This is a genomic window from Psychroserpens luteus (genome assembly GCF_015319355.1).
In the GTDB taxonomy this organism is placed as follows: Bacteria; Bacteroidota; Bacteroidia; order Flavobacteriales; family Flavobacteriaceae; genus Psychroserpens; species Psychroserpens luteus.
On the sequence record NZ_JADILU010000005.1, the window covers coordinates 348,209 to 374,800 of the forward strand.

A 26,592-nucleotide genomic window follows, 5' to 3' on the forward strand; every position below is an offset into this window, starting at 1 on the left:
TCTACACTTTGCTTCAAAAAAGCTACTTATTTTTGCAGCATGATAGAAGATAAAAACCAATCGCGCACCTCATTAGATCAACTTGGAGAATTTGGTCTTATAGATCATTTGACACAAAATTTTGAAATCAATCAAAAATCTACAATCAAAGGTATTGGAGATGATGCTGCAGTTCTAGATTTTAAATCTAAACAAATTGTTGTCACCACAGATTTGCTTGTTGAGAATGTTCATTTTGATTTAAGTTATGTACCTCTAAAACATTTAGGATACAAAGCGGTTGTTGTTAATTTGAGTGATGTCTATGCAATGAATGCTAGTGCGACTCAAATTACGGTATCTATTGCTGTTTCTAATAGATTTCCATTAGAGGCATTAGAAGAATTATACGCAGGAATTGAAACTGCAGCTAAAGTTTATAACGTAGATGTTGTTGGTGGAGATACAACCTCATCAACTACTGGTCTTATTATTTCGGTAACAGCAATTGGAGAATTAGAACCTGAAGATATCGTGTATCGTAGTGGAGCAAAACAAAATGACTTAATAGTTGTTACTGGAGATATTGGCGCTGCTTATATGGGATTGCAAATTCTAGAACGCGAGAAGGAAGTCTTTAAAGTGAACCCACAAAATCAGCCAGATTTAGATCCATATACATATATTATTGAACGACAATTAAGGCCAGAAGCAAGAAAAGACATTGTAGAATTACTCAAAAAAATGGAAGTAAAACCTACGTCTATGATTGATATTAGTGACGGATTATCTTCGGAAATCATGCACATATGCAAACAAAGTGATGTTGGTGCAGAGATTTATGAGAATAAAATACCTTTAGATCCACAAGTCATTTCTACTTGCGAAGAATTTAAAATTGATAGCACAACAATTGCTTTAAATGGTGGTGAAGATTACGAACTATTAATGACAATTTCTCAAGAAGATTTCCCTAAAATAAAAGGCAATCCTAATTTAACTGTTATAGGCTATATTACCGAAAAAGCCAGAGGTATGCACTTAATCACTCGTGGTGAGCAAGCAGTACCAATTATTGCAAAAGGATGGAACGCTATGAAAAATGAGGTATAAAATTTAAAATCACTTCTTCGTATTGTTCTGAATTTGTTTTGTGTTTAATTCGAGCCACTCTTCTATTATGAATTCGTGATAAAACAGAATTGATTTCTTGATATTTTGGAGTTAATGGTGTTAAACCACCATTTCCACTTGTAGTCACTTGAGAATTACAATGTGAACATTTATATTCTTTTACGTGATAGGTAATGTTTTTTGAGACTTCGTATTGATGTCCAAAAAATGAGCAGTAGATACTTTTCAATTTAGTTTGCTATTAATTAGTTATTATTTTAGAGGATATCTAAATATATGAAAACCAAATAATAACGTACGACTTTACTCTAACATATCGACGAAGTGATCGTTTTTTGCTTCAAACGTGACATTCTTCTCGTATAAATGTCTGATAAAAGGGTATTAATCTCTTGATATTTTGGAGTGAGTTCGGTAAGCTTGCCATTTCCACTTGTAGTTAATTGACGCTTACAGCATTTACATGTATATTCTTTAACATGAGACGTCACTTTTTTTGTCATCTCATACTTGTGACCAAATATATCGCAATAAATTTTTAATGAACTGGCAGTCTTTGTAGTAGATTTTTTCATAATTATCGAGTTTGTGGGATGTAAACTTAGAAAAAAAAGTCACTATAAACGTTTATAAGTCTATAAATTCGATAAAGTGATTTAATATGTAAGATAATTCTGATTTATTTTCAATATAACTCATGTGTCCTAGTGATAATTTTTCACACTCGATATTTGTATGCTCAGTTTCCAGTAAAATACGTTCGCCTTCAATAACAGGGTCTTTCATACCTATAATAATTAATTTACGGGTTTTGAGACTTTTATAAAACTCAAACTTATCTTCTCTTAATATCATACCCTCTTGAGCAGCGATATAACCTTGAGGTGATGTTTTTAAAGCCTGATCTATGACTTTTTCAATCTCTTTTTTGTGAGTTGTTCTACTTTCCGAAGAAAATAAATTAGCGACAGACATCCTTACCATACTTTCAAAATTGCTTTGAATCATCTGGTTTGCTCTTTTACGTAATGCCTTACGTTCATCATCATCTGCATGATACGTAGAATTCATAAGACATAAACCCAAAACAGCTTTTGGATTTTTCTCTGCTAATGCCAATGCCACATATCCACCCATAGAGTGACCTATTAACGTATACGTTTTAAGCTTTAAATGATTTAAAACTGCTAAAACAGCATCTGCCATATCACTCATTGAGTGACTATAACCTATGCAATCTGTTTGACCATGACCTAACATGTCAATACAAATGACTCTATGGCTTCTTGATAATACAGGTTTTAAATCTTTCCACATTGTAGAATTCTCCAAAAACCCATGTAGTAAAACAATAGCATCACCTTGACCATCATCTTCATAATAAACTGGAATATTTTTAAACTGTAAAATCATATCTACAAAGATACAGCTTGTCTAATGCATGCAAATAAGTATTTGCTATATTTGATTAAAATTGACAAGCTTAAAAACGAAAAATATGTCTATTAAAAATTATCTTTTACTCCTACTTTTTCTTTCAGTTACAATTTCTCAAGCTCAAATTGAAGAACAACAATTAGATGACCTCATAAAAGAAACCTTAACCACATTTGATGTTCCAGGGATTTCTGTTGGAATTTTAAAAGATGGAAACATCATTTATGCAAAAGGTCATGGAGTGAGATCACTCACCAATAAAAAAGACATGAATGAAAACACCTTAGTTGGTGTAGCTTCAAACAGTAAGGGGTTTACTTGTTTTGCTTTGGCTATGATGATAGACGAAGGTAAACTTAATTGGGACGATAAAGTACGAAAACATATCCCTGAATTTCAACTACATGATGCTTGGGTTACCGAAGAATTTACAGTTAGAGATTTGGTGACACATCGAAGTGGTATGGGTTTAGGTGCTGGAGATTTAATGTTTTTTCCTGATGGCAATAATTTTGACGTCAACGATGTAATTTCAAATGTGAAGTATTTAGAACCTGAAAGCTCTTTTAGAAGTGAATTTGCTTATAACAACAACATGTTCATTATTGCAGGTGAAGTTTTAAAACGTGTGAGCGGTTTATCTTGGGAAGAATTTATTGAAACCAAAATCATGAAACCGGTTGGGATGATTAATAGTAAAGCATCTTATAATCGTGTGACCGATCAATCAAATATTATTGACGCACATACGAGAGCAGATGGTGAAGTTATTCAAATTCCGCATGATTGGAGTCCTACTGCAAATCCAGCAGGAGGTATTATGAGTAATGTTCCAGATATGTTGACTTGGGCAAAATTTTTAATGAATGATGGCGTGACTTCCGAAGGAAAAAGATTGTTAAGCGAAAAACAATTTCATGAACTCTGGCAATTACAAACACCTTTAAGTGTACGAAAAAATGATAGTTACGACTCTAACTTTAGAGGTTACGGTTTAGGCTGGTTTTTAACAGATGTCAAAGGCGGACACAAACAAGTTTATCATACTGGTGGATTAATGGGAACTGTGACTCAGTTTACTATGATTCCAGATTTAGATTTGGCTATTGTGGTGTTGACCAATCAAATGGTTGGCTCTGCTTTTAATACCATTACAAATACTGTAAAAGATAGTTATTTGGGTTATGAAAACAGAAATTGGCTCAAAAATTATGGTGATAGAAACACAAAATACATCACTTACAATGACAGTATTAAAAAAGCAGTTTACGCTAAAGTTGATCTCGCCAAAAAAGACAAAAGCCTACCAAAACCATCTCAAATTATAGGAACTTACACTGACGATTGGTTTGGTAACATTACCATTTCTAATAACGGAAAAATCTATAGCATCAAATGTGAACGTTCTCCAAATTTACAGGGCGAATTATTACCATTCAATGCGACAACATTTGTTGCTAAATGGAACAATAGAAGTTACGATGCAGACGTTTATGTTCATTTTTCATTTGATGAAACTGGAAACGCAATTGGTGCAACCATGAGTTATATTGCACCAATTACAGATTTTAGTTTTGATTTTCAAGACCTTAACCTTAAAAAGACCAACTAATTGAATTCTAGAAAGGAACTTTTTATTACCAGCTTTGGATTATTCTCTCTGTTTTTTGGAGCAGGAAACTTATTATTACCACCTCTTTTAGGCTACAATGCTGGAGAGAATTGGTTTTGGGTTGCCATTGGTTTCATGATTACAGCTGTAGTGATTCCCATCTTTGGTATTTTAGCTCATGCTCGACTACAAGGAACTTTATATGACTTCGGAAAAAAAGTATCTCCACAATTTAGTCTCATTTATTGCATTTTAATCTATGTGATTGCGGTTGCAATTCCGTCGCCTAGAACAGCAGCAGCTACTCATGAGATAGCGATTCATCCTACTTTTGGTACGAGTCCGTTATTGACGAGTACTGTATATTTTATTCTCGTTTTAGTTTTTGTACTTAATCGCTCAAAAATATTAGGTTTTATTGGCAAGTTCCTCACACCTTTAATTGTCATCATGTTATTGTTGGTGATTGGTATCGGACTTTTTTCTTCGGAAATGCTCACAACCACATCACAAATTGAAACACCTTTAGTCTCAGGGATTTTAGAAGGCTATCAAACCTTTGACGCTATTGGAGCAGTCGTTGTTGGTGCTGTTATTATTATTTCTATCAACTTACGACACATAGGGAGTTTTGAAGAAAAAAGAGCACTCATAGCAAAATCCGGTTGGATTGCTGGTATTGGACTTTTTATAATTTATGCTGGATTGATTTCGGTTGGTGCGTATTACGGATCAGAAATTAGTATCAACGACACATTACCAAGCGATATGCAACGTGCCAATTTATTAAGAAAAATAAGTCTTTCTTCTCTTGGTGATTTTGGAAATACAGTATTAAGTATTTTAATTTCTTTAGCTTGTTTTACGACTGCAATAGGAATTATTGCAGGTACAGCAGATTATTTCAAAGGCTTGCTTGATGATTCTCAATTGGTTTATATCGTCACAGCAGTTTTAGCAAGTGCGCTTGGAATTGTTGTTGGACAATTAGATTTCAATTCTATCATTATTGTAGCAGTTCCTGTGCTTTTGTTTATCTACCCAATAACAATAGTGCTTATTTTACTCAATGTATTCCCTAAACGTTTTTCAACACCTTTGGTTTTTAGAGCTGTTGTGATTGTAACCTTTATATTTAGTATTCCAGATGTGATTGGTTTTATTTCTCCTTCGGAAGGTTTAGGAAAAATCACTCAATATATTCCTTTGGCTCAGTTTAGTTTGGGATGGGTTTTACCAGCTTTGGTTGCTTGTTTGGTAGTTGGATTGATTAATCCAAAGCTTAAAAATCAATCCCATTAAAAAATAAAAAAAGCCTAAATTAAATATTTAGGCTTTTAAACTTTATCAATAAATCAATTAAGAATTCATCAAATCCTCAATCTCATCAGCTTCAATTGGGATATTGCGCATCAAATTAAAAGGTTCTCCGTTTTCTTGAATTACGACATCGTCTTCTAAACGAATCCCAAAACCTTCCGCAGGAATATAAATCCCAGGTTCTACAGTGAATATATTGTTAGCTTGCATTGGTTCTGTTAGAATTCCGTAGTCATGTGTGTCTAATCCAATGTGATGAGATGTTCCATGCATGAAGTATTTTTTGTAAGCTGGCCAATCTTTATCTTCATTTTGTACATCGGCTTTATCCAACAACCCAAGACCTAATAATTCCGAAGTCATTAATTTTCCAACCTCAATATGATACTCTGCCCACAATGTTCCTGGTGTTAATAGTTTTGTTGCTTCGTTCTTAACACGATTCACAGCATTATACACTGCTTTTTGTCTGTCTGTAAAACGTCCAGAAACAGGAATCGTTCTAGACATATCACTCGCATAATTTGCATACTCTGCAGCAACATCAAATAATATTAAATCACCTGCTTTACATTGTTGGTTGTTTTCTATATAATGTAATACATTGGCGTTATTACCAGAAGCAATAATTGGAGTATAGGCAAAACCTTTAGAGCGATTGTTTAAAAACTCGTGCATAAACTCTGCTTCGATATTAAACTCCCAAATGTCTGGTTTTACAAAATTTAATATGCGACGAAACCCTTTCTCTGTAATATCACAGGCGTGTTGCATTAAGTCAATTTCAATTTGATCTTTGACTGAACGTAATCGTTGTAAAATAGGATTACTTTTCGCAACGCTATGCGCAGGATATTTATCTTTTAACCATTTAGTAAAACGGTCTTCACGAGTTTCGGTTTCTACATTTGCTCTGTAATGCTCATTCGTATTTATGTAAACGGTATCACATTGCGTCATAAGCTCAAACATGATTTTCTCCATGTCTTTTAGCCAGTAAACTGTTTTGATTCCGCTAGTTTGTAATGCTGCTTCTTTGGTTAGTTTTTCACCTTCCCAAACAGCTATGTGCTCATTAGTCTCTGTTAAAAATAAAATCTCTCTATGATTCTCTTTTGGACAATCAGGGAACAGAACCAAAATACTTTTTTCTTGATCTACTCCACTTAGATAGAAAATATCTCGATGTTGTTCAAAAGGCAAAGTACTATCTGCACTTATAGGATAAATATCATTAGAATTAAAAACCGCTAAACTGCTAGGTTTCATTTTTGACATGAAATTTTTTCGGTTTTTTATAAAAAGTGTACTATTTATTTTGTCGTATTTCATTCGATTATTTTTATTATTTATTTATAGGTCTCATGTTGTTCGCTATTAATCATTCGTTTGAATACTAATACTTTTAACATGCTCGTCTCTTAGTTGTTATTTTATAGTGTAAAGGTAAATAGATTAACTAATTATATCAAATTATCGATTAATTGATATATTTGCTCGTTAAAACGCATTTTTAAGTCTATTCTCAAATCTATTTAATATGAAAAAAAACACAAAACCTACTTTATTAATTGCTCTATTTTTAACTATAGCGATGACTTTCACAGCATTAGCTCAAGAGCTTATGATTGAAGTACCATTTAGCACACAAGTACAATCGTCTTCTCAAATTATTGAAGGTAAAGTAATTTCAAAGACTTCTTTTTGGGATGACAATCACCATAATATTTATACAGTAAACACTATTGAGGTTTACAAAGTTTTTAAAGGACAAACCATTTCTGAAACTCTTGAGATTATTACTCCTGGAGGATCAGTTGGCAATAACTCTGAAGTTGTAACTCCAAGCCTAACCCTTAATGTAGGAGAGGTTGGTGTTTTTATGCTTCATGAGAACAACATCTCAATTACTAATGGTACTTCTCAAAGTAAGTTTAAACCATATGCTTCTTCACAAGGGTTTTACAAATATGATTTAAAAACTAACAACGTCTTTAATCCTTTTATGAGTAGAGAGGGTATTTCAACTGTATTTCACAACAACATTACCGCATTAACCAATAATCCAAATATTATAGAAGTTTCAAATTTTGATGCTCAACTAGTTTATAATAACAGTATCGCAAATCGTGATACTAATGGAGCAATAGGAATAACCAGTTTCTCGCCAACGACTTTAAATGGTGGTGTTAGAGATTTACTTACAATAAATGGAATAGGCTTTGGTAACACACAAGGTACTGTCAATTTTAGAGATGCTAATTTTGGAGGTAGTCAATACTTTACAGCTTTAGATACTCAAATAGTGAGTTGGACTGATTCTCAAATTGTAGTAGAAGTCCCTTCCAGAGCAGGAACAGGTGATATACAAGTTGTTACTTCATTTGATTTTACAACTACATCCAACACTGATCTTACCATTTTTTATTCTCAAATAAATCCAGCAAATGATACAGATGCTTTTCAATCGCAACATGTAGACCTTAATGGCTCAGGAGGATACACATGGCAAATGGAAACAAGCTTTGAAGCTAATGCAGCAGCAAATGCATCATTTACTAGAGCTTTTGACTCTTGGGTTTGTACCACTGGTATTAATTGGGAGATTGGAGCTGCAACAACTGTTGATGTTATCGCAGCAGATGAAATTAATATTATTCGATTTGATAATGGTACAGAATTACCTGAAGGTGTTCTAGGTCGTTGCACATCAAGATTTGATGCTTGTGGTAATTTTGCTTCACCTGGAGGAATTGATGTATTCGTAAATGAATTAGACATTGTTTTTAACGATGTGTTTACAGGAAATTTATCCGTCTTATCTTGGGAATTTGGACCAGGAACAGCAACAGGTTTTGAAGTTGACTTTGAGAGTGTTGCAGTACATGAGTTAGGTCATGGTCATCAATTAGCTCATATTATTAATTCAGGTGAAGTGATGCATTTCTCAATAGCTAATGGTCAAAATAGTAGAGATCTTGGTGCCAGTGATATCGCTGGAGCAAATGATGTTATGGTGAGAAATATTAACAGTCCTGTTTGTAGTGAAGGAGCAATGACAGCATCAGCTTGTTCAACATTAGGAGTAGATGAATTTACCTTATCAAATGATATCTCAATATATCCAAATCCAACAAAAAACAATTTAAATATTGCTACGTCTTCAAACTTACAATTGGAGCTAGCAACTATTTTTGATGTAAGAGGAAGACAAGTAATTACTAAAAATTTAAATTCAACAAATAGCCTTAATACTATTGATGTAACTCAATTACAAACAGGTGTATACTTTATTAAAATAGATTTAGAAAATGTATCAACTACAAAGAAATTTATTGTAGAATAGATAAAAAACATTATTCAAAAAACAAAAAAGGCGTTCATTTTAAAATGAGCGCCTTTTTTAATAATCACAAGTGAGCTTAATTACTCCTAAACTTTTTTTAAACTTCAATGAGCTATATTTATTACCTTTAGGTTTCTGAATTCATAATTTCAAATCAGACCAATCAAAACCACCCATTATGTTAAAGTACATCTGTTATTTTATTTTTGGAGCAACGCTAATAGCTAATGCCCAACAAACGTCAACCTCATCGCAAATTATAGAAGATGCGTTAAATAAAAAGGAACAACTCACAAAAACGTCTTTAGTGAAAAATGTTGCTTTCAAAAATATAGGACCAACAGTCATGAGTGGTCGCGTTACTGATTTGGCAGTAAATCCAGAAAACTCGACAGAATTTTACGTTGGCTATGCTTCAGGAGGCGTTTGGCACACTATTAATAATGGAACCACTTTTTCTCCAATTTTAGATACTTCGGAAACTCAAAACGTGGGAGATATTGCTGTTGATTGGAAAACGAGAACCATTTGGGTTGGTACTGGAGAAAATAACGCATCACGCTCCAGCTATGCAGGAATTGGCGTTTTAAAATCAACAGATAATGGTAAAACTTGGCAAAACATGGGACTCAAAGATTCTCATCATATAGGTCGCATACTAATCAATCCCAATAATCCTGATGAAGTTGTCGTTGGTGCCACTGGTCATTTATACTCTCCAAACCAAGAACGTGGGATCTATAAAACAACAGATGGCGGAAACACATGGTCACAAAAATTATTTGTTGATGATATGAGCGGAATCATAGATGTACAAACCAATCCCAATAATTACAATTTGATGTTTGCATCCTCATGGACCAAAGATAGAAAAGCATGGAATTTTGATGGTAATGGAAATAATTCTGCAATCTATAAAAGTACAGATGCTGGTAACACATGGACTAAAGTTTCTACGGAAAAAAGTGGTTTCCCAACTGGTCAAGGTGTTGGTAGAATTGGATTAGCAGTTTACGATGATAATATTGTTTATGCGGTTCATGATAGTCAGTTTCGTAGACCTTCCGAAGAAAAAAAAGAAAGCTCAAACCTATTGTCAAAAGATGATTTTAAAACGATGACTACTGATGATTTTCTAAAATTAGAAGACAAAAAATTGAATGGCTATTTGAAAATGAATGGCTTTCAAGAAAAATATAGAGCAGAAAACGTCAAACAAATGGTGAGAAGCGGTAATGTAAAGCCAATTGATCTTGCTAATTATTTAGAAGATGCCAATTCTATGTTATTTGACACACCTGTTATTGGTACCGAAGTTTATAAAAGTACAGATGGTGGCATCACTTGGAAAAAAACGCACGACGATTACTTAGATGATATTTACTATAGTTACGGTTATTATTTTGGTCATATTTATGTAGCTCCAAATAATGCAGACAATATTTACATTTATGGTGTGCCAATCGTTAAATCTAAAGATGGAGGTAAAACATACACATCTATTAGCGCCGAAAATGTACATGCCGATCATCACGCACTTTGGATCAATCCGAAAAATCCAAATCACTTAATTAATGGTAATGATGGTGGTGTAAATATCACGTATGATGATGGTGAAAATTGGATTAAAAACAATTCACCTTCAGTTGGTCAATTTTATGCTATTAATGTAGATAATGAGCAACCATATAATGTATATGGTGGTTTACAAGATAATGGTGTTTGGAAAGGCCCTTTTGGTGCTCCTGAAGATAAATATTGGCATCAAAGTGGTCAATACCCTTGGAAAAGCATTATGGGTGGCGACGGAATGCAAATTCAAATTGATAGTAGAGATCACAACGTTGTTTATACAGGTTATCAATTTGGAAATTACTACAGACTTAATCTAAAAACTGACGAGCAAACTTACATCCAACCTAAACATGAATTGGGAGAAAATCCGTATCGTTTTAATTGGCAAACTCCAATTTTACTCTCACCTCACAATCAGGACATTTTATATTTAGGTGGAAATAAACTCATGCGTTCTATGAATCAAGGAACCAATTTTACAGCTATTTCTGGTGATCTCACAAATGGTGGCAAAAAAGGAAATGTAGCTTATGGTACATTAACAACTATTAGTGAATCTCCTTTTCAATTTGGATTGATTTATACAGGTAGTGATGATGGCCTAATCCATGTCACCAATGATGGTGGAGGAAACTGGAGAAATATTTCTAACGCATTACCAAAAGACCCTTGGGTAAGTCGTGTCATAGCTTCACAGCATAAAAAAGAGCGTGTATACGCAACATTAAACGGTTACCGTTTTGATGATTTTAAAGTATATGCGTATATGAGTGATGATTATGGAAAAACCTGGGAAGACATAAGTTCAAATATTCCAACCTCTCCTGTTAATGTGATTAGAGAAGATTCTGAAAATGAAAATATACTCTATTTGGGAACAGATAATGGTGCTTATATATCTTTCAATAATGGAACGAGCTGGGAAGCTTTTAGCAACGGACTTCCAAATGTTGCAGTACACGATATTGTGATTCAACCAGAAGCAAAACATTTATTGATTGGAACACATGGTAGAAGCATTTACCAGACAGACATTGAGCCTTTACAACAAATGAGTAGTGACATGCAATCTAAAAACACTACGCTTTTTAAAGCTAATGGTACAAGATACTCTTCACGTTGGGGAAGTGCGTGGAGCAAATGGTTTGATGCTTATGAGCCAGAAATAGACATCACTTTTTATTCTAATGTTTCCGAAGAAAAAACGATTAAAATTTATTCTGAAAAAGGAGCACTTTTAAACGAAATGAAAGTTACAGCAGATAAAGGTTTTAACTATACAACTTATGATTTAACAGTTACTGAAAAAGGTAGAAAAGCATTATTAAAAGAAAATACTAGTATAGACATTAATAAGGCTAAAAATGACAAGTATTATGTACCAAAAGGAGTTTACACCATTCAAATTAATGATGAGAAAACAACATTTGAGGTTAAATAATCGTTTGGATATAGATTTTCTGTTTTTTTAAAATTGTACATTAAATGTAATCTAACCAAATGTCAAAATTCATTGAATTAAAAGACTTATATCATTTTAATGGTAAATTCATTTATGATAATTTCATTTTTAGAAATTTAAAACGAATTGAGTTTTTAAGTGATTTATCAAATGAATTAACATTTTTGGATATTTCTAAGCAAAACATCAAAGACAAAGTATTCATTATAAACAGAACAAATTGTGAGATTATTTTAAAAGGAAATAAAAATTATGACTTTGAAATAATCGATTCTGGGAAGAATGAGAATTGGAAATTTCATAATCCAATAAAACATATTGGATTTTCAAATAAATCATTTTATAAATCTAAAAATTCGGAAGTTAAACTTATCAGCAACGGATTTGGGAATATGGTTTATTCCAATAATAATTTTGTTGGTAGAATTAGAAGAAAAAAAATTGACATCAAAGATGAGAATTACATCAATATTTTAATCGGAATTTGTTGCGTTGATATAATTTCCAATGATATTTATAAATTAAACGAAACAAATGATTAAAAATCATACGATAGTAACTTTTCAATAGCATTGAAATGCCAAAAGAAACCTATAAAACATTAAAACCTAAAAGCGATGTACTATCCAAATACATCGCTTATTATTATTTTAATGCTTCTAAAGAAAATGATTACACAAAATCATTTATTTTTTATCCGCATTATAGAAATTCTATAACGGTTTATAAAAATTCTGAAATCAGTTTTAATGGCAATGCTTCTAAAGTAATTCCTAGTACACATAAAGATTTTGAAATAATTTACACAGGAATTCATCCCAATAGTCGGTCTGGAAAAATCATTGCACCTTTTGATAAGATTGGCATCGTTTTTCAGCCTTTAGGGCTTAATAATTTTTTAGTAGAATCGCTTACTTCTGTCATTACTGAAGATCCAAAACCTAATTTTAATTACTTCGGAAATGACTTCGCTTTTATTTTAGATCAAGTCTATAAAACTACAGATTTTGATAAAAAAGTAAACCTATTAGATTCCTTTTTTAAACAGAAGATTCAACCTTTTAAAGACAACCGTCTTATCGAAGCTATAGATTTAATGTTTAAAGGAGATTTGAATGTTTTAGAGATTTCCGAAGCACTGAACATCAACCGAAAAACGTTGCTTCGCATTTTCAATAAACACCTCAACTGCTCACCAAAAGAATTTTCTAATCTCGTGAAGTTTAGAAAAGCAATCAACACTTATCAAGAACATAAACCTGCATTAACCGATTTAGCATATCAAAATGACTATTATGATCAGTCAGATTTTATAAAGCATTTTAAAAAAGTGACTGGTTTTAATCCTAAAAAATTCTTTGGTAATTTATCTCACTTAGGAACCGAAGATACTTTTTGGACAGTTTTAAAGTCTAAATAATAGACCTGTCCCATTTATCCTATTATTTAAGATTTTATACACTTAGGTTTGTATGGTATACAAGCTAAAAAGCTCATGAATAAAATCTTCACCATAATTAGTGTTTGTTTCATTACAATGGCATGTAAAGAAACGCCTAAAGAGGTCGTAATTAACGAAAGCAAAATAGCGTTCAATCAAGCTCTAGTTGATGAACTCAAAAAAATGGTTGAAACAGATCAAGTAGCAGCTTACATTCCGCAAGGAAAACACAAAGAATTATCTGAAGAAGATTGGAATACATTTAAAGACAGTGTATTTACAACTCACGAAAAACGACTTCAAGACATTTTTAATAAAAACGGATTTGTTGGATATGATTTAGCAGGAGAAGAAGGCTCTAAAAATTTCTGGTTAATGGTTCAACATTGTGACCATAATCCAGATTTTCAAAATAAGGTATTAGAAAAAATGAAAATTGAAGTTGGTAATAAAAATGCCAAACCGAGTAATTATGGTCTTTTAGTTGATCGTGTTAATCTCAATACAGGAAAAGCTCAGGTTTATGGCACTCAAGTCACCTATAATTTTAACACAGGACAAGCCTATCCCAAAACACTTGAAGACAGCATTAATGTCAATAAAAGAAGAAAATCTATTGGTCTTGAACCTTTAGAAGTGTATTTAAATGAAATGACCAAGATGCATTTTAGAATGAACAAAGAAGGTTATTTAAAAGAAAAAGGGATTATAGAACCAAAACTATACGCAACAAACTAATTTCAATTCATCAATTTAATTTTATAGAATAACAATTACATCATCATCAAAAAACGACATTATGAAAATCAATATCTTAATCATATTTACAATATTATCTTTTTACTCTTCATTTTCTCAAGACTATTCTGGGATTTCAAAAACGCACAAATTTGATTCAAAAGCATTTGAAGCAGAGCGTGAAATTCATGTTTATCTTCCATTTTCTTATACTGAAAATAAGACTCAAAAATACCCAACAATCTATTTGTTTGACGGTCAATTTGATGCGCTTTTTGATATGACAAGTAGCACTATGGATTACATGTCTCAAGTTGGAGAATTTAACGAATACATTATTGTTGGTATTAAAACAACCCAACGTGCACGAGAGTTTACACCAATGTACACAGATGAAAAAACACAAGAAGGTTGGGGAGAAACCAAAGTTGGAGAAGCACACATTCTAGAAAACCATTTACAAAATGAAGTTTTCCCATTAATTGAAAAAACATATAGAACACAACCTTTTAGATTAGCAATTGGACATTCTCTTGGTGGCACATTTGTACTTAATTCTTTATTGAGTAAACCAGCGTTTTTTCAGGCTGTAATTGCTATTAGTCCTAATTTAATGTATGACAATAGACAAATAAATAACCGTTTTGACACCTATTTTAAAACTCACGACACTTTAAAGAAATTCATTTATGTGTCTGCTGGAACGGTTGGTGATATGGAAAACAACTTTAGAAAAGCTTCAGGAAATTTAGACGCAATTATTAAGTACCATAACCCAAAACACTTAGAATATCACTTTAAAGTTTTAGAAGGAGAAAATCATTCTACAACTCCTATTTACACTATTAATAGAGCGTTTTCTGAAATGGCTAAAATATGGACGATTTCCGAAGAAAAATTAGAAGATTTAATTAAGGATGAGAGTGTTTTATTTGTTGATGATCTTAAATCGTTTTATTCTCAACTTTCAGAATTTGCAGGTTATGAGGTTTTACCTTCCGTAGATCAAATTAACACCTTTGGTTATGATTGTTTGTATTACAAAAAAAACGACGAGGCATTAAGTGTTTTTAATTGGGCCATTTCATTATATCCAGACAATGCAAATCTTTATGATAGTACAGCAGAGGCCTATTTAAAATCTGGTAATAATAAAGAAGCCAAACGCTATTATCAAAAAGCATTGGATGTTTTAGAAAACACGAAAGATGATTATGATGATGAGTCTTATGCCTACTATAAATCTATGTTTATAAAGAATCGTGATGCGGTAGAAAAATCATAAATTCAATACTTTTTTAATACTTTTAGAGTTATATAAAAAACTCTAAATCAATGAAACTAATCAAAATATTGCCAATTATTGTTTTTGGATTATTCATGTCTTGTGGTGAAGATCAAGATGATTCACTGCAACCTAGTAACCCTAATTTAATAATAAAATTAAAGTTTGACCCAACTCAAGAACGTTTGGGTAACTTAGGTCAACCTGTTTCAGTCGGTTCTGGAAATGCTGCCCAATCTCCATCAATAAATAAAATGAGTGCCAATTATATAGAATTTGCTCCAACTGCTACTACAGCTTTAGGAACAGGTGAAATTATTTTTAATGGTGAAGAGACCACTGCTGGAGGTAATCAGGCTATTAATTTTCAAAACGCCATTTTTGCTGGTGATAATGAAACGTTTTTAACAATCCCACTAAGTGATGTTTCGTCTGGAAACTATGAATGGGTTAGAGTGTCGTTAGCGTATCAAGAAGGTGACATTGACGTTTTAGCAAATGGTCAGGATATTATAGGAACACTGGCAAGTTTTGTAGGTTACAATTCATACATCACCTCTTTTGACCTTAATGGCAGTACAATTAATGTAAACGAAAATAAAGCACAAGGCTTTTGGGCTTTTGAAGCTTTAGGGTTTACTGCTCAAGGTCAAGCGCCAGAAGGTGCTACAACAGTACCAAACCCGTTATCTAACACATCACCTATTCCTACAGGATCTTGCATTGTAACTGGTGAATTTGAAAACGGACTAACTCTTACTGGTAATGAAACTCAAGATATCACTGTAACTCTATCATTTTCTATCAATAATAGTTTTGAGTGGACCGAAATAAATGCAGATGGAAAGTACGAACCAGAAGCAGGAGAACAAGTCGTAGATATGGGACTTAGGGGTTTAATACCAAGTGTTTCTAATTAAACCCATTCTAAATAATCAAAATTCTAGCTAAAATTTGTTGTACAACACAATGAACCTTATCTTTGTTATACAAATAATTAACTACAATTATAATGAGCGGAATTTTAAATTCGTCTATTGGAAGAAAGTTTGCCATGGCACTTTCGGCACTCTTCCTAATGATTTTCTTATTACAACATTTTGTCATTAACATTCTATCTGTCTTTAGTCCAGATGCTTTTAATGAGGTATCTCACTTTATGGGAACGTTTTGGGCAATTCAGTATTTACTGCAACCCATATTGATTTTTGGTGTGATTTTTCACTTTGTCATGGGTTTTGTTCTAGAGATTAAAAACAACAAAGCAAGGCAAATTAGTTATGCTAAAAACAACGGTGGTGCTAACTCGTCTTGGATGAGTAGAAACATGATTTGGAGCGGTTTAGCAATTCTAGCTTTTATCGTACTTCACTTTATTGATTTTTGGATTCCAGAAATCAACACCAAATATATCATTGGAGATATGACAGGTATGCACAATGGTGAATACAGGTATTTTCATGAATTAGTTGAGAAATTTCATAGTCCACTTCGTGTAGGAGCTTATATTATTGCATTTGTATTCTTGGCATTACATTTATTACATGGTTTTAATTCGGCATTTCAATCTGTTGGAGCTAATAATAAATATACAAAAGGATTAAAAACTTTCAGTAAGGTTTATGCAATAGGTATTCCATTAGGTTTCATTTTCATTGCATTATTTCATCATTTAACAGGACACTAAAAATTAGCTAATATGGCTTTAGATTCAAAAACACCAAAAGGTCCAATTAAAGATAAATGGACAGATTATAAAAATCACATCGACTTAGTAAATCCTGCAAACAAGCGTAACATTGATGTTATTATTGTTGGTACAGGTTTAGCAGGTGGATCTGCTGCTGCAACTCTTGCAGAGCTTGGTTATAACGTAAAAGCATTTTGCTTTCAAGATTCTCCAAGACGTGCACACTCAATTGCAGCACAAGGTGGAATTAACGCAGCTAAGAATTACCAAGGAGATGGAGATTCTACCTACAGATTATTTTATGATACTGTAAAAGGTGGTGATTACCGTTCTCGTGAAGCTAACGTATATCGTTTGGCCGAGGTGTCTGCAAATATTATTGACCAATGTGTGGCTCAAGGTGTTCCTTTTGCTCGTGAATATGGTGGATTATTAGATAACCGTTCGTTTGGTGGAGTTCTTGTTTCAAGAACATTTTATGCTGCTGGACAAACAGGACAACAATTATTATTAGGAGCATATTCTGCCATGAACCGTCAAATTGGTCGTGGTAAAATCAAAATGTACAATCGTCACGAAATGTTAGACATTGTTAAGGTTGATGGAAAAGCTCGTGGAATTATAACACGTAACTTAATTACTGGAGAAATTGAAAGACATTCAGCTCACGCTGTAGTTCTTGGAACTGGTGGTTATGGTAACGTATTCTTCTTATCAACAAATGCGATGGGAAGTAATGTAACAGCAGCTTGGAAAGCTCACAAACGTGGTGCTTATTTTGCAAACCCTTGTTACACACAAATTCACCCAACATGTATTCCAGTTTCTGGAGATCACCAGTCTAAATTAACATTGATGTCTGAGTCTTTACGTAACGATGGACGAATTTGGGTGCCAAAACACATGAAAGATGTGGAGGCTATTAAATCTGGAACATTAAAACCAAAAGAATTAGCTGAAGAAGATAGAGATTACTACTTAGAACGTCGTTATCCTGCATTCGGAAACTTAGTACCTCGTGATGTTGCCTCTCGTGCAGCAAAAGAACGTTGTGATGCTGGTTTTGGTGTTAATGCAACTGGAGAAGCTGTATTCTTAGATTTTGCTTCGGCAATTCAACGTTATGGTAAAGAAACTGCTCACGTAAAAGGTTTAGATGAAAATGATGCAGTTCTTGTTAAAAAACTAGGACAAGAAGTCATCAAAAATAAATACGGAAACTTATTCCAAATGTATGAGAAGATTGTAGATCAAGATCCATACAACACACCAATGATGATTTATCCAGCAGTTCACTACACAATGGGTGGTGTTTGGGTTGATTACAACTTAATGACAACTGTTCCTGGTTTATACTGTATTGGAGAAGCTAATTTCTCAGATCATGGTGCAAACAGACTTGGTGCTTCTGCATTAATGCAAGGTTTAGCAGATGGTTATTTTGTGTTACCATATACAATTGGTGATTATTTGTCAGATGATATTCGTACAGGACCAATTTCTACAGATACTAAAGAATTTGCTGAAGTTGAAGCTGAAGTAAGAAAAAATATCGATCATTTAATTAATAATAATGGTTCTCACTCTGTAGATTATTTCCATAAGAAATTAGGAAAAATTATGTGGAACAAAGTTGGAATGTCTAGAAATGTTAAAGGGTTAACGGAAGCTATTTCTGAAATAAAAGAGCTTAGAAACCAATTCTGGAAAGACGTAAAAGTTCCTGGAACAAACGAAGAGTACAACGAAGAGTTAGCTAAGGCTGGTCGTGTTGCAGATTTCTTAGAATTAGGAGAATTATTCGCTAAAGATGCTTTGAATAGAGAAGAATCTTGTGGTGGACATTTTAGAGAAGATGCAGTAGAATTAGATGGAGAGCAAAAAGGAGAAGCAAAACGTGATGATGAAAACTTTGCTTATGTTTCTGCTTGGGAATATAAAGGAGAACCCAGTGATGCTGTGTTACACAAAGAGCAGTTGGAATTTAAAGATATTGAATTAAAACAAAGAAGTTATAAATAAGGAAAACTATGAATTTAACACTTAAAATTTGGCGTCAAAAAAACGCAAGTGATAAAGGAAGTATGGTTGATTACAAAGTCAACGACATTTCACCAGATATGTCTTTCCTTGAAATGTTAGATGTTTTAAATGAACAACTAATTAATAAAGATGAAGAACCTGTAGCTTTTGATCACGATTGTCGTGAAGGAATCTGCGGAATGTGTTCTTTATATATTAATGGAGAAGCTCATGGACCAGATCGTGGTGTAACAACATGTCAGTTACACATGCGTATGTTCAAAGATGGAGACACGATTACTATCGAACCATTTAGAGCAACTGCATTTCCTGTAATTAAAGATTTAATTGTAGATAGAACTTCTTTTGATCGTATTCAACATGCTGGAGGATTTATTTCTGTAAATACATCTGGAAATACTATTGACGCAAATACAATTCCTATTAATAAACACGATGCAGATACCGCTTTTGATTCTGCAACATGTATTGGATGTGGCGCTTGTGTTGCTTCTTGTAAAAACTCATCAGCAATGTTATTTGTAGGTGCTAAAGTTTCGCAGTTTGCGCTACTACCTCAAGGACAAATAGAAGCTACAGATCGTGTTTTAAACATGGTTAAGCAAATGGACGAAGAAGGTTTTGGTAATTGTACCAATACTGGAGCTTGTGAAGTAGAGTGCCCTAAAGGGATTTCTTTAGAGAACATTGCTCGTATGAATCGTGAGTATTTAAAAGCATCGCTTAAAGGTTAAGCTAAACTCATTATAATATAAATATATTTAAGCCCAAGTTGTAACGACTTGGGTTTTTTCGTTTCTTTATACCTTAAATTAATTTATGGATTATTCAATATCATTTTATAAATCACAACTAGAAACACATAAAAATGAAGTTAGTGTACTTCATAAGCAACTGCTATTGTACAGTATGTTGCGCTTAACTATATTTCTACTTGCAGGTTTTACCATTTACCTAGTACTTCCAAATTGGCAAATTGCAATTGGTATAGGTGTTTTAGCATTAGCAATTTTTCTTTTTCTATTATCTAAATACACCAATAAAAAGGCAAAACGAGAACTCCTTAAATCATTAGTAACTATAAATGAAGAAGAGTTAAAAATAGCAACTGGAGAATTTCATCATAGACCAACAGGAGAACAATTTCAAGATCCGTTACATTTTTATAGCTTAGATATCGACCTCTTCGGAAAAGGGTCTTTCTTTCAATATATCAATCGCACAAGTTCTTCGGAAGGTGAATCGCAAATAGCAAACGCGTTAAAAGCAAATAACGTTTCTAATATTGAAGATAGACAAGAAGCCATTAAAGAATTATCACAAAAAACGGAATGGACTCAACTTTATGCAGCTACAGCAAGTCTCATAAAAACCGAAACTTCTGCTCCTACCATAATTAAATGGTTAAAAACACATATAACCTTTGTTCCAAAACGAATGGTTTGGGCAACATGGTTATTTACTTTCATATCAGTTGCATTACTAGCAATAGCAATTTTTCAAATTATAGGGATCGAGTTTTTCGGATATTGGATTTTTGCAGGATTAGGTATTACAGGCATATACCTCAAAAACATCAATATTCTAGCCTCAAATACAGATAAAACAAAAGATACTTTTAGGCAATACGCATCATTATTACTGCAAATAGAAAACGAAACATTTACTTCTAAACTACTACAAGAAAAACAACAAAAAATACAATCTGAAGACAAAAAAGCTTCCTTAATATTTTCAGAATTCTCTAAGTGTTTAGATGCACTAGATAATAGAAATAATCTCTTTGGAGCGCTCTTAGGAAATGGGTATTTATTATTAGACATTAGGAATGCATACAAAGTAGAGCAATGGATTAAAACCTATGCAAATAAAGTAGACGATTGGTTTGAAGTCGTTTCCTTTTTTGACGCGTATAACAGTTTAGGAAATTATGCTTTTAATCATCAAGAAGGAACTTATCCTAAAATTTCCGAAGAGAATGCTGTCATCGACGCTAAAGATTTAGGACATCCATTATTAGAAAAAACAAAACGTGTAAACAGTGATGTTTTAATCAAAAACAAAGAATTCTTCATTGTCACTGGAGCTAATATGGCAGGTAAAAGCACATTTTTAAGAACAATATCCTTACATATTGTTATGGCAAATGTTGGTTTGCCTGTTTGTGCTACTTCAAGTATCTATTCTCCTGTAAAACTCATCACAAGCATGAGAACAAATGATTCATTGACAGATGATAGCAGTTATTTCTTTTCAGAATTAACACGATTAAAATTCATTGTTGACGCCATAGTAAAAGAGCCTTATTTTATTATTTTAGATGAAATATTAAAAGGGACAAATAGTACTGATAAAGCTATTGGTTCACGAAAATTCGTCGAGAAATTGGTGGCTGGAAGCGCTACAGGTATTATTGCAACACACGATTTGAGTCTTTGCGAAATTTCCGAGGAACTCAGCGAAGTGAAAAACTATTATTTTGATGCTGAAATCGTTAACGACGAACTCTATTTTGATTATAAATTCAAAAAGGGGATTTGCCAGAACATGAATGCGAGTTTCTTATTGAAGAAAATGGAGATTGTGGATTAGTCTTATATGCTATTATTCTAATTAAAATAACAGAAGTAAAGGGTTGGCTCTAATATAATTAATTCCAAAAAAAATTATTGCAATATGTCATTCAGAGCGTAGCGAAGAATCTCACTTTTTTATTTTTAGTCTCAAAGATTCTTCGCTTTGCTCTGAATGACTAAAAACAAAAAACCCATTCTAAATTAGAATGGGTTTTTAATATTGTAAGGTAAAATTCAATTAAGCTTCAAAAGGCTCAATAGAAACAAAAGACTTACCATCTTTCTTCTTTGTGAATTTTACTAAACCATCTACTTTAGCATGTAAAGTGTGGTCTTTTCCGCCATACACATTTTCACCTGGATGATGTGTATTACCTCTTTGTCTAATGATAATGTTACCAGCTATTGCTGCTTGTCCACCAAAGATCTTAACGCCTAAACGTTTTGATTCTGATTCTCTACCATTTTTAGAACTACCTACTCCTTTTTTATGAGCCATTGTCTTAAGGTTTTATATTGTTATACTTAAGTGATTTAGCAATTATGCTTTACCACCATCTAATTCGTCTTGCCATTTCTGTAACTCATCCCATTTACCATCAGCAGCCATTTGAGCTTGTGCTGGCCATGTATCTGTTACGTGATTTCCACGAACATCTGCGATGATTTCTGAAATTTTAGCAGAATCTGTTTTTGCTAAGTCAGCAAATGTTGCGATTCCTGCTTCAACTAAAGTTGATGCGATCTTTGGTCCAATACCTTCAACTTTTTTCAAGTCATCAGCTTTATCAGTTGATTTCTTAGTTTCAGTTTTTGGAGCAACAGCTTTTGCTTCTTCTTTTTTAGCTTCCTTCTTTGGAGCAGCTTTCTTAGCTCCAGAAGTAGTAATGCTTTCAATTACGATTTCAGATAAAGATTGTCTGTGTCCATTTTTTACACGGTAACCTTTTCTTCTTTTCTTTTTGAAGACTATTACTTTGTCACCTTTAAGGTGTCTTAAGACTTTTGCACTTACTAGTGCTCCATCTATAGCTGGGGCGCCTAAAGTTGTATTGTCACCATCACCAATTAAAAGAACGTTATCGAAATCTACTTTCTTACCTTCTTCTGTTGCTAAACGGTTAACAAAAACTTTTTGGTCTTTTTCAACTTTAAATTGATGCCCTGCTATCTCTACAATTGCGTACATAGCGTAACGTTTTTATTAATTATTTTTATTAAAATGTGTGCTTTCTCCTCAGAAAGCGGGTGCAAATATACATTCTAATTCCTTAATTTACAAACGATATGTCTATTTTGAAGTAGAATGTATGTTTTCATCTATTTTTTATCCTTCTAAAATTTTAAAATAACACCATTAGAGATATTTATTTGAAAGCTTTATAGCTTGATTTTAAGATTTATTTTACAATAAAACTTTAATAAAAGCAATGCTATTCGTTATTTTTGTGGAATAAGTGTAACATTTTAACAAAATGGAACACTTGTATTACGCATTTAAAAAAATTAAAACAAAATCACAATTAATTAAAACAAACTCACAATGAAAAATTACCTATTAATTCTAGCCTCTTTGGTGCTTGTTGGCTTTTCTGCCAAAGCTCAACAGGTTGAATTTGAAGAATTTGATTTAGATAACGGACTTCACGTTATTTTACACCAAGACAATACTGCACCAGTAGTAACCGTAGGTGTCATGTACAATGTTGGAGGAAAAGATTTAGGAGGAACTGCTGATGCTCCTCGTACAGGATTTGCTCACTTTTTTGAGCACCTTTTGTTTGAAGGTACTAAAAACATAGACCGTGGAGAATGGTTCACAATCGTTTCTTCAAATGGTGGAAGCAACAATGCCAACACATCCCTTGATAGAACATACTATTATGAGGTATTTCCTTCTAACAATTTAGAATTAGGTCTTTGGATGGAATCTGAGCGTATGATGCATCCTGTTATTGATCAGGTTGGTGTTGATACACAAAATGAAGTGGTTAAAGAAGAAAAACGCTTACGTTATGATAACTCTCCTTATGGTCAGTTTTTAGCAGCTGTAAGTGAAAATTTATTCACTAAACACCCATACAAAAACAAGAATATTGGTGAGATGGCAGATTTAGATGCCTCTACTTTAGAAGAGTTTCAGCAGTATTTAAAAGATTGGTATGGACCAAATAATGCAGCTTTAGTTGTTGCTGGTGATATTGACAGTAAAGAAGCTAAAAAATTAGTTGAAAAGTACTTTTCAGAAATTAAAAGTAGACCAATACCTACAAGAAACTTTGCAAAAGAAGATCCTATTACAGAGAAGATTGATGCTAAATTTTACGATCCAAACATTCAAATTCCTGCAATCATAACTGCTTATAGAACTCCTGGTTTTAAAGAACGTGATGCTTATGTATTAAGTATGGTTTCTGCATATTTAAGTGATGGTAAAACATCTAAATTATATAAAACAATTGTTGATGATAAGAAAATGGCACTTCAAGTTGGTGCTATTAATATTGATCAAATGGATTATAGTATTTATGCTATTTATGGTCTTCCGCTGGGAGACACAACTTTAGATGCATTACTTACCGAAATGGATTCTGAAATCGCAAAAATGCAAACTGAGCTCATTTCAGAAAATGACTATCAAAAACTTCAAAATAAATTTGAAAACAGATTTGTAAATTCAAATTCAAGCATTCAAGGTATCGCAAATTCTTTAGTAAGAAACTATATGTTATATGATGATATCAATTTAATTAATTCTGAAATTGAAATCTATAGATCTATCACAAGACAAGAAATTCAAGATGTTGTAAAAAAATATTTGAATCCTAATCAACGTGTAGAATTGGAATATTTACCAAAAGAAAAAACTGCCAACTAAAAATAAATGAAAATGAAATTAAAAATATCAGTATTAATAGTAGCATTTTTAATGTCGGTTGGTGCATCTGCACAACTTGATCGATCTAAAATGCCAGAACCAGGACCAGCTCCAAAAATCTCACTGGAGAAACCTCAAGAATTTACATTAAAAAATGGTCTAACTGTTTTAGTTGTAGAAAATCATAAATTACCTAGAGTTTCATACTCGTTAACTATTGACAACAAACCAATGACTGTTGGTGATAAAGCTGGTGTTGAGAGTTTAATTGGCTCTATGTTAGGTAATGGAACTGAAAACATTTCTAAAGATGAATTTAATGAAGAAGTTGATTTTCTTGGCGCAAGACTAAACTTTGGATTCAGCGGTGGTTTTGCTAGCTCATTATCTAAATACTCAGATCGTATTTTAGAATTAATGGCAGATGCTACAATCAATCCATTATTAACTGAAGAAGAGTTTGAGAAAGAAAAAGCGAAACTTATTGATGGCTTAAAAACTGAAGAAAATAGTGTAGATGCTGTAGCAGGTAGAGTTGGATCTGCTTTATCTTATGGTAAAAATCACCCTTATGGCGAGTTTACTACAGAAGAAACTGTAAACAATGTCTCTTTTGGAGATGCTGTTGCTTTTTATGAAACCTATTTCACCCCTAACAATGCTTATTTAGTTGTTGTTGGTGATGTTAAGTTTAAAGATGTTAAAAAACAAATAGAAAAACATTTTTCTAAATGGGAAAAATCTGTAGGAGTAGATTATACCGTTAAAGATGAAGCTCCTAATGCACAATACACACAAATCAATTTTGTGGATATGCCAAACGCTGTTCAATCTAATATCTCATTAACTAATAATGTAGATTTAGAAATGAAAGATGACGACTACCACTCTGTATTAATTGCAAATAAAATTTTAGGAGGCGGTTTTAATAGTTACTTAAACATGAATCTTCGTGAAGCACATGGTTATACTTATGGCGCTAGATCTGGTATTGGAACAGATAAGTACGCATCACGTTTTAGTGCAGGTGCTGCTGTTAGAAACATGGTAACAGATAGTGCTGTGGTTGAAACGTTGAAAGAAATTAATCGCATTAAGACCGAACCTGTTGAGCAAGATATGCTTAAGAATGCAAAAGCTAAATATGTTGGAGATTTTGTATTGGCTTTAGAAAGCCCTCAAACTATTGCGCGTTATGCTTTAAATATTAAGTTGAATGATCTTCCAGATGATTTCTACACAACATATTTACAAAAAATAAATGCAGTTACTGCAGATGATGTAAATCGTGTTGCTAACAAGTATTTTAAAACTGAAAATGCTCGTATTGTTGTTATCGGGAAAGGTAGCGAAGTATTAGAAAACCTTGAAAAAACAGGTATTCCAATTAAATACTATGATAAATATGCTACTGCAACAGATAAGCCAACTTACGATATAGAAATGCCTGCAGATATGGATGCGACTAAAGTAATGCAATCATATATCGATGCTATTGGAGGAAAAGCAGCTCTAGATAAAGTGAACTCTGTTTATATGACTGCAGAAGCTGAATTACAACCAGGAGTAATGATGAATTTAGAATTAAAGAAAACATCTAAAAATCAATCAATGTCTGAGGTTACTGCAATGGGACAATCATTTATGAAGTCTGTTGTTGATGGTGAAGGTGGATATGTTGTTGTTCAAGGCCAACGTAAAGACATGACTCCAGAAGAGTTAGTAGAAGCTAAAGTAGAATCTTCTCCTTTTCCTGAAGTTAACTACCTAAATGGTGGTGTTACTTTAGAAAAAATTGAAAATATTGACGGTGAAAATGCTTATAAAATTAATGTTGGTGACAACAAGACTTTATATTACAGTGTTGAAACAGGTTTGAAAATCAAACAAGTTGAAACATCAGAAGCCGGTTCTCAATCTGTATTCTATGCTGATTATACAGATATTGGAGGAATTAAATTTCCTTTCAAAATTGGACAAACAGCTGGACCACGTCGTTTTGATTTTGCAGTAAAATCTGTAAAAGTAAACGAAGGTGTTACAGATGCTGATTTTGACTAATCATCTAAATACATA

Annotated in this window: 21 protein-coding genes; 16 read left to right on the plus strand and 5 right to left on the minus strand. The window is 32.9% G+C overall.

Annotation, left to right across the window (positions count from 1 at the left end):
- Positions 1–39: 39 nt before the first annotated feature.
- Entirely contained in the window at positions 40–1,092 is a 1,053-nt protein-coding gene (thiL, locus tag IM744_RS13555) for a thiamine-phosphate kinase (protein WP_194508680.1), read from the plus strand.
- Here the strand turns inward: thiL and IM744_RS13560 are convergent.
- A complete protein-coding gene (locus IM744_RS13560) occupies positions 1,073–1,342 on the minus strand; it encodes a hypothetical protein (RefSeq protein ID WP_194508681.1) in 270 nt (89 codons plus the stop codon). The two genes, thiL and IM744_RS13560, sit on opposite strands and share 20 nt — an antisense overlap.
- Positions 1,343–1,740: 398 nt before the next feature.
- On the minus strand, positions 1,741–2,526 hold the full coding sequence (locus tag IM744_RS13565; RefSeq protein WP_194508682.1) for an alpha/beta fold hydrolase: 786 nt from the start codon (positions 2,524–2,526) through the stop codon (positions 1,741–1,743).
- Between the two features lie 85 nt (positions 2,527–2,611).
- Here IM744_RS13565 and IM744_RS13570 point away from each other — a divergent pair, with 85 nt between their 5' ends.
- On the plus strand, positions 2,612–4,162 hold the full coding sequence (locus tag IM744_RS13570) for a serine hydrolase (RefSeq protein WP_194508683.1): 1,551 nt from the start codon (positions 2,612–2,614) through the stop codon (positions 4,160–4,162).
- Positions 4,163–5,464: a branched-chain amino acid transport system II carrier protein gene (gene brnQ, locus IM744_RS13575; protein WP_194508684.1), complete on the plus strand. Its 1,302-nt coding sequence runs from the start codon at positions 4,163–4,165 to the stop codon at positions 5,462–5,464.
- 57 nt (positions 5,465–5,521) lie between these two features.
- Here the strand turns inward: brnQ and IM744_RS13580 are convergent, their stop codons facing one another.
- The gene (locus IM744_RS13580; protein ID WP_194508685.1) at positions 5,522–6,814 is read right to left on the minus strand and encodes an aminopeptidase P family protein; all 1,293 of its coding nucleotides are present in this window, start codon (positions 6,812–6,814) and stop codon (positions 5,522–5,524) included.
- Between the two features lie 208 nt (positions 6,815–7,022).
- Between IM744_RS13580 and IM744_RS13585 the strand changes: the two genes are divergently transcribed.
- The 11 genes from IM744_RS13585 (at position 7,023) to IM744_RS13635 (ending at position 21,654) form a co-directional block, all read left to right on the plus strand.
- On the plus strand, positions 7,023–8,828 hold the full coding sequence (locus tag IM744_RS13585; protein ID WP_194508686.1) for a T9SS type A sorting domain-containing protein: 1,806 nt from the start codon (positions 7,023–7,025) through the stop codon (positions 8,826–8,828).
- A gap of 178 nt (positions 8,829–9,006) precedes the next feature.
- Entirely contained in the window at positions 9,007–11,844 is a 2,838-nt protein-coding gene (locus IM744_RS13590) for a VPS10 domain-containing protein (protein ID WP_194508687.1), read from the plus strand.
- Between the two features lie 59 nt (positions 11,845–11,903).
- Positions 11,904–12,407, plus strand: a complete 504-nt coding sequence (locus tag IM744_RS13595) for a hypothetical protein (RefSeq protein ID WP_194508688.1) — start codon at positions 11,904–11,906, stop codon at positions 12,405–12,407.
- Positions 12,408–12,442: 35 nt separating this feature from the next.
- Positions 12,443–13,285, plus strand: a complete 843-nt coding sequence (locus IM744_RS13600) for a helix-turn-helix domain-containing protein (RefSeq protein WP_194508689.1) — start codon at positions 12,443–12,445, stop codon at positions 13,283–13,285.
- Positions 13,286–13,360: 75 nt separating this feature from the next.
- Positions 13,361–14,044 (plus strand): DUF6624 domain-containing protein, encoded by a 684-nt coding sequence (locus tag IM744_RS13605; protein ID WP_241738331.1) that lies wholly within the window; start codon positions 13,361–13,363, stop codon positions 14,042–14,044.
- A 61-nt stretch (positions 14,045–14,105) separates the two neighbouring features.
- Positions 14,106–15,329: an alpha/beta hydrolase-fold protein gene (locus tag IM744_RS13610; protein WP_194508690.1), complete on the plus strand. Its 1,224-nt coding sequence runs from the start codon at positions 14,106–14,108 to the stop codon at positions 15,327–15,329.
- 50 nt (positions 15,330–15,379) lie between these two features.
- Positions 15,380–16,249 carry a hypothetical protein gene (locus IM744_RS13615; RefSeq protein ID WP_194508691.1) on the plus strand — a complete coding sequence of 290 codons (870 nt, stop codon included), beginning with the start codon at positions 15,380–15,382 and terminating at the stop codon, positions 16,247–16,249.
- A gap of 92 nt (positions 16,250–16,341) precedes the next feature.
- A complete protein-coding gene (locus tag IM744_RS13620) occupies positions 16,342–17,016 on the plus strand; it encodes a succinate dehydrogenase cytochrome b subunit (RefSeq protein ID WP_194508692.1) in 675 nt (224 codons plus the stop codon).
- Positions 17,017–17,028: 12 nt separating this feature from the next.
- A complete protein-coding gene (locus IM744_RS13625) occupies positions 17,029–19,041 on the plus strand; it encodes a fumarate reductase/succinate dehydrogenase flavoprotein subunit (RefSeq protein ID WP_194508693.1) in 2,013 nt (670 codons plus the stop codon).
- A gap of 8 nt (positions 19,042–19,049) precedes the next feature.
- Positions 19,050–19,796 (plus strand): succinate dehydrogenase/fumarate reductase iron-sulfur subunit, encoded by a 747-nt coding sequence (locus tag IM744_RS13630; protein ID WP_194508694.1) that lies wholly within the window; start codon positions 19,050–19,052, stop codon positions 19,794–19,796.
- Positions 19,797–19,881: 85 nt separating this feature from the next.
- Positions 19,882–21,654 carry a MutS-related protein gene (locus tag IM744_RS13635; protein ID WP_194508695.1) on the plus strand — a complete coding sequence of 591 codons (1,773 nt, stop codon included), beginning with the start codon at positions 19,882–19,884 and terminating at the stop codon, positions 21,652–21,654.
- A gap of 222 nt (positions 21,655–21,876) precedes the next feature.
- On the opposite strand, the gene rpmA is transcribed toward IM744_RS13635, so the two are convergent.
- Together rpmA and rplU are read right to left on the minus strand one after the other, a co-directional pair.
- Positions 21,877–22,137, minus strand: a complete 261-nt coding sequence (gene rpmA / locus IM744_RS13640; RefSeq protein WP_194508696.1) for a 50S ribosomal protein L27 — start codon at positions 22,135–22,137, stop codon at positions 21,877–21,879.
- A 42-nt stretch (positions 22,138–22,179) separates the two neighbouring features.
- On the minus strand, positions 22,180–22,827 hold the full coding sequence (gene rplU, locus IM744_RS13645) for a 50S ribosomal protein L21 (RefSeq protein ID WP_194508697.1): 648 nt from the start codon (positions 22,825–22,827) through the stop codon (positions 22,180–22,182).
- Between the two features lie 354 nt (positions 22,828–23,181).
- On the opposite strand from rplU, the gene IM744_RS13650 reads away from it, so the two are divergent.
- Both IM744_RS13650 and IM744_RS13655 read left to right on the plus strand, forming a co-directional pair.
- Positions 23,182–24,516: a M16 family metallopeptidase gene (locus IM744_RS13650; protein ID WP_194508698.1), complete on the plus strand. Its 1,335-nt coding sequence runs from the start codon at positions 23,182–23,184 to the stop codon at positions 24,514–24,516.
- 12 nt (positions 24,517–24,528) lie between these two features.
- Positions 24,529–26,577: a M16 family metallopeptidase gene (locus IM744_RS13655; RefSeq protein WP_194508699.1), complete on the plus strand. Its 2,049-nt coding sequence runs from the start codon at positions 24,529–24,531 to the stop codon at positions 26,575–26,577.
- Positions 26,578–26,592 lie beyond the last annotated feature (15 nt).

Excerpts from the sequence above, each read along its gene's own strand:
- thiL (WP_194508680.1), top strand. The coding sequence starts at position 40 with ATGATAGAAGATAAAAACCAATCGCGCACCTCATTAGATCAACTTGGA.
- IM744_RS13565 (WP_194508682.1), bottom strand. The coding sequence starts at position 2,526 with ATGATTTTACAGTTTAAAAATATTCCAGTTTATTATGAAGATGATGGT.
- IM744_RS13570 (WP_194508683.1), top strand. The coding sequence starts at position 2,612 with ATGTCTATTAAAAATTATCTTTTACTCCTACTTTTTCTTTCAGTTACA.
- IM744_RS13580 (WP_194508685.1), bottom strand. The coding sequence starts at position 6,814 with ATGAAATACGACAAAATAAATAGTACACTTTTTATAAAAAACCGAAAA.
- IM744_RS13585 (WP_194508686.1), top strand. The coding sequence starts at position 7,023 with ATGAAAAAAAACACAAAACCTACTTTATTAATTGCTCTATTTTTAACT.
- IM744_RS13590 (WP_194508687.1), top strand. The coding sequence starts at position 9,007 with ATGTTAAAGTACATCTGTTATTTTATTTTTGGAGCAACGCTAATAGCT.
- IM744_RS13595 (WP_194508688.1), top strand. The coding sequence starts at position 11,904 with ATGTCAAAATTCATTGAATTAAAAGACTTATATCATTTTAATGGTAAA.
- IM744_RS13600 (WP_194508689.1), top strand. The coding sequence starts at position 12,443 with ATGCCAAAAGAAACCTATAAAACATTAAAACCTAAAAGCGATGTACTA.
- IM744_RS13605 (WP_241738331.1), top strand. The coding sequence starts at position 13,361 with ATGAATAAAATCTTCACCATAATTAGTGTTTGTTTCATTACAATGGCA.
- IM744_RS13610 (WP_194508690.1), top strand. The coding sequence starts at position 14,106 with ATGAAAATCAATATCTTAATCATATTTACAATATTATCTTTTTACTCT.
- IM744_RS13615 (WP_194508691.1), top strand. The coding sequence starts at position 15,380 with ATGAAACTAATCAAAATATTGCCAATTATTGTTTTTGGATTATTCATG.
- IM744_RS13620 (WP_194508692.1), top strand. The coding sequence starts at position 16,342 with ATGAGCGGAATTTTAAATTCGTCTATTGGAAGAAAGTTTGCCATGGCA.
- IM744_RS13625 (WP_194508693.1), top strand. The coding sequence starts at position 17,029 with ATGGCTTTAGATTCAAAAACACCAAAAGGTCCAATTAAAGATAAATGG.
- IM744_RS13630 (WP_194508694.1), top strand. The coding sequence starts at position 19,050 with ATGAATTTAACACTTAAAATTTGGCGTCAAAAAAACGCAAGTGATAAA.
- IM744_RS13635 (WP_194508695.1), top strand. The coding sequence starts at position 19,882 with ATGGATTATTCAATATCATTTTATAAATCACAACTAGAAACACATAAA.
- rpmA (WP_194508696.1), bottom strand. The coding sequence starts at position 22,137 with ATGGCTCATAAAAAAGGAGTAGGTAGTTCTAAAAATGGTAGAGAATCA.
- rplU (WP_194508697.1), bottom strand. The coding sequence starts at position 22,827 with ATGTACGCAATTGTAGAGATAGCAGGGCATCAATTTAAAGTTGAAAAA.
- IM744_RS13650 (WP_194508698.1), top strand. The coding sequence starts at position 23,182 with ATGAAAAATTACCTATTAATTCTAGCCTCTTTGGTGCTTGTTGGCTTT.
- IM744_RS13655 (WP_194508699.1), top strand. The coding sequence starts at position 24,529 with ATGAAATTAAAAATATCAGTATTAATAGTAGCATTTTTAATGTCGGTT.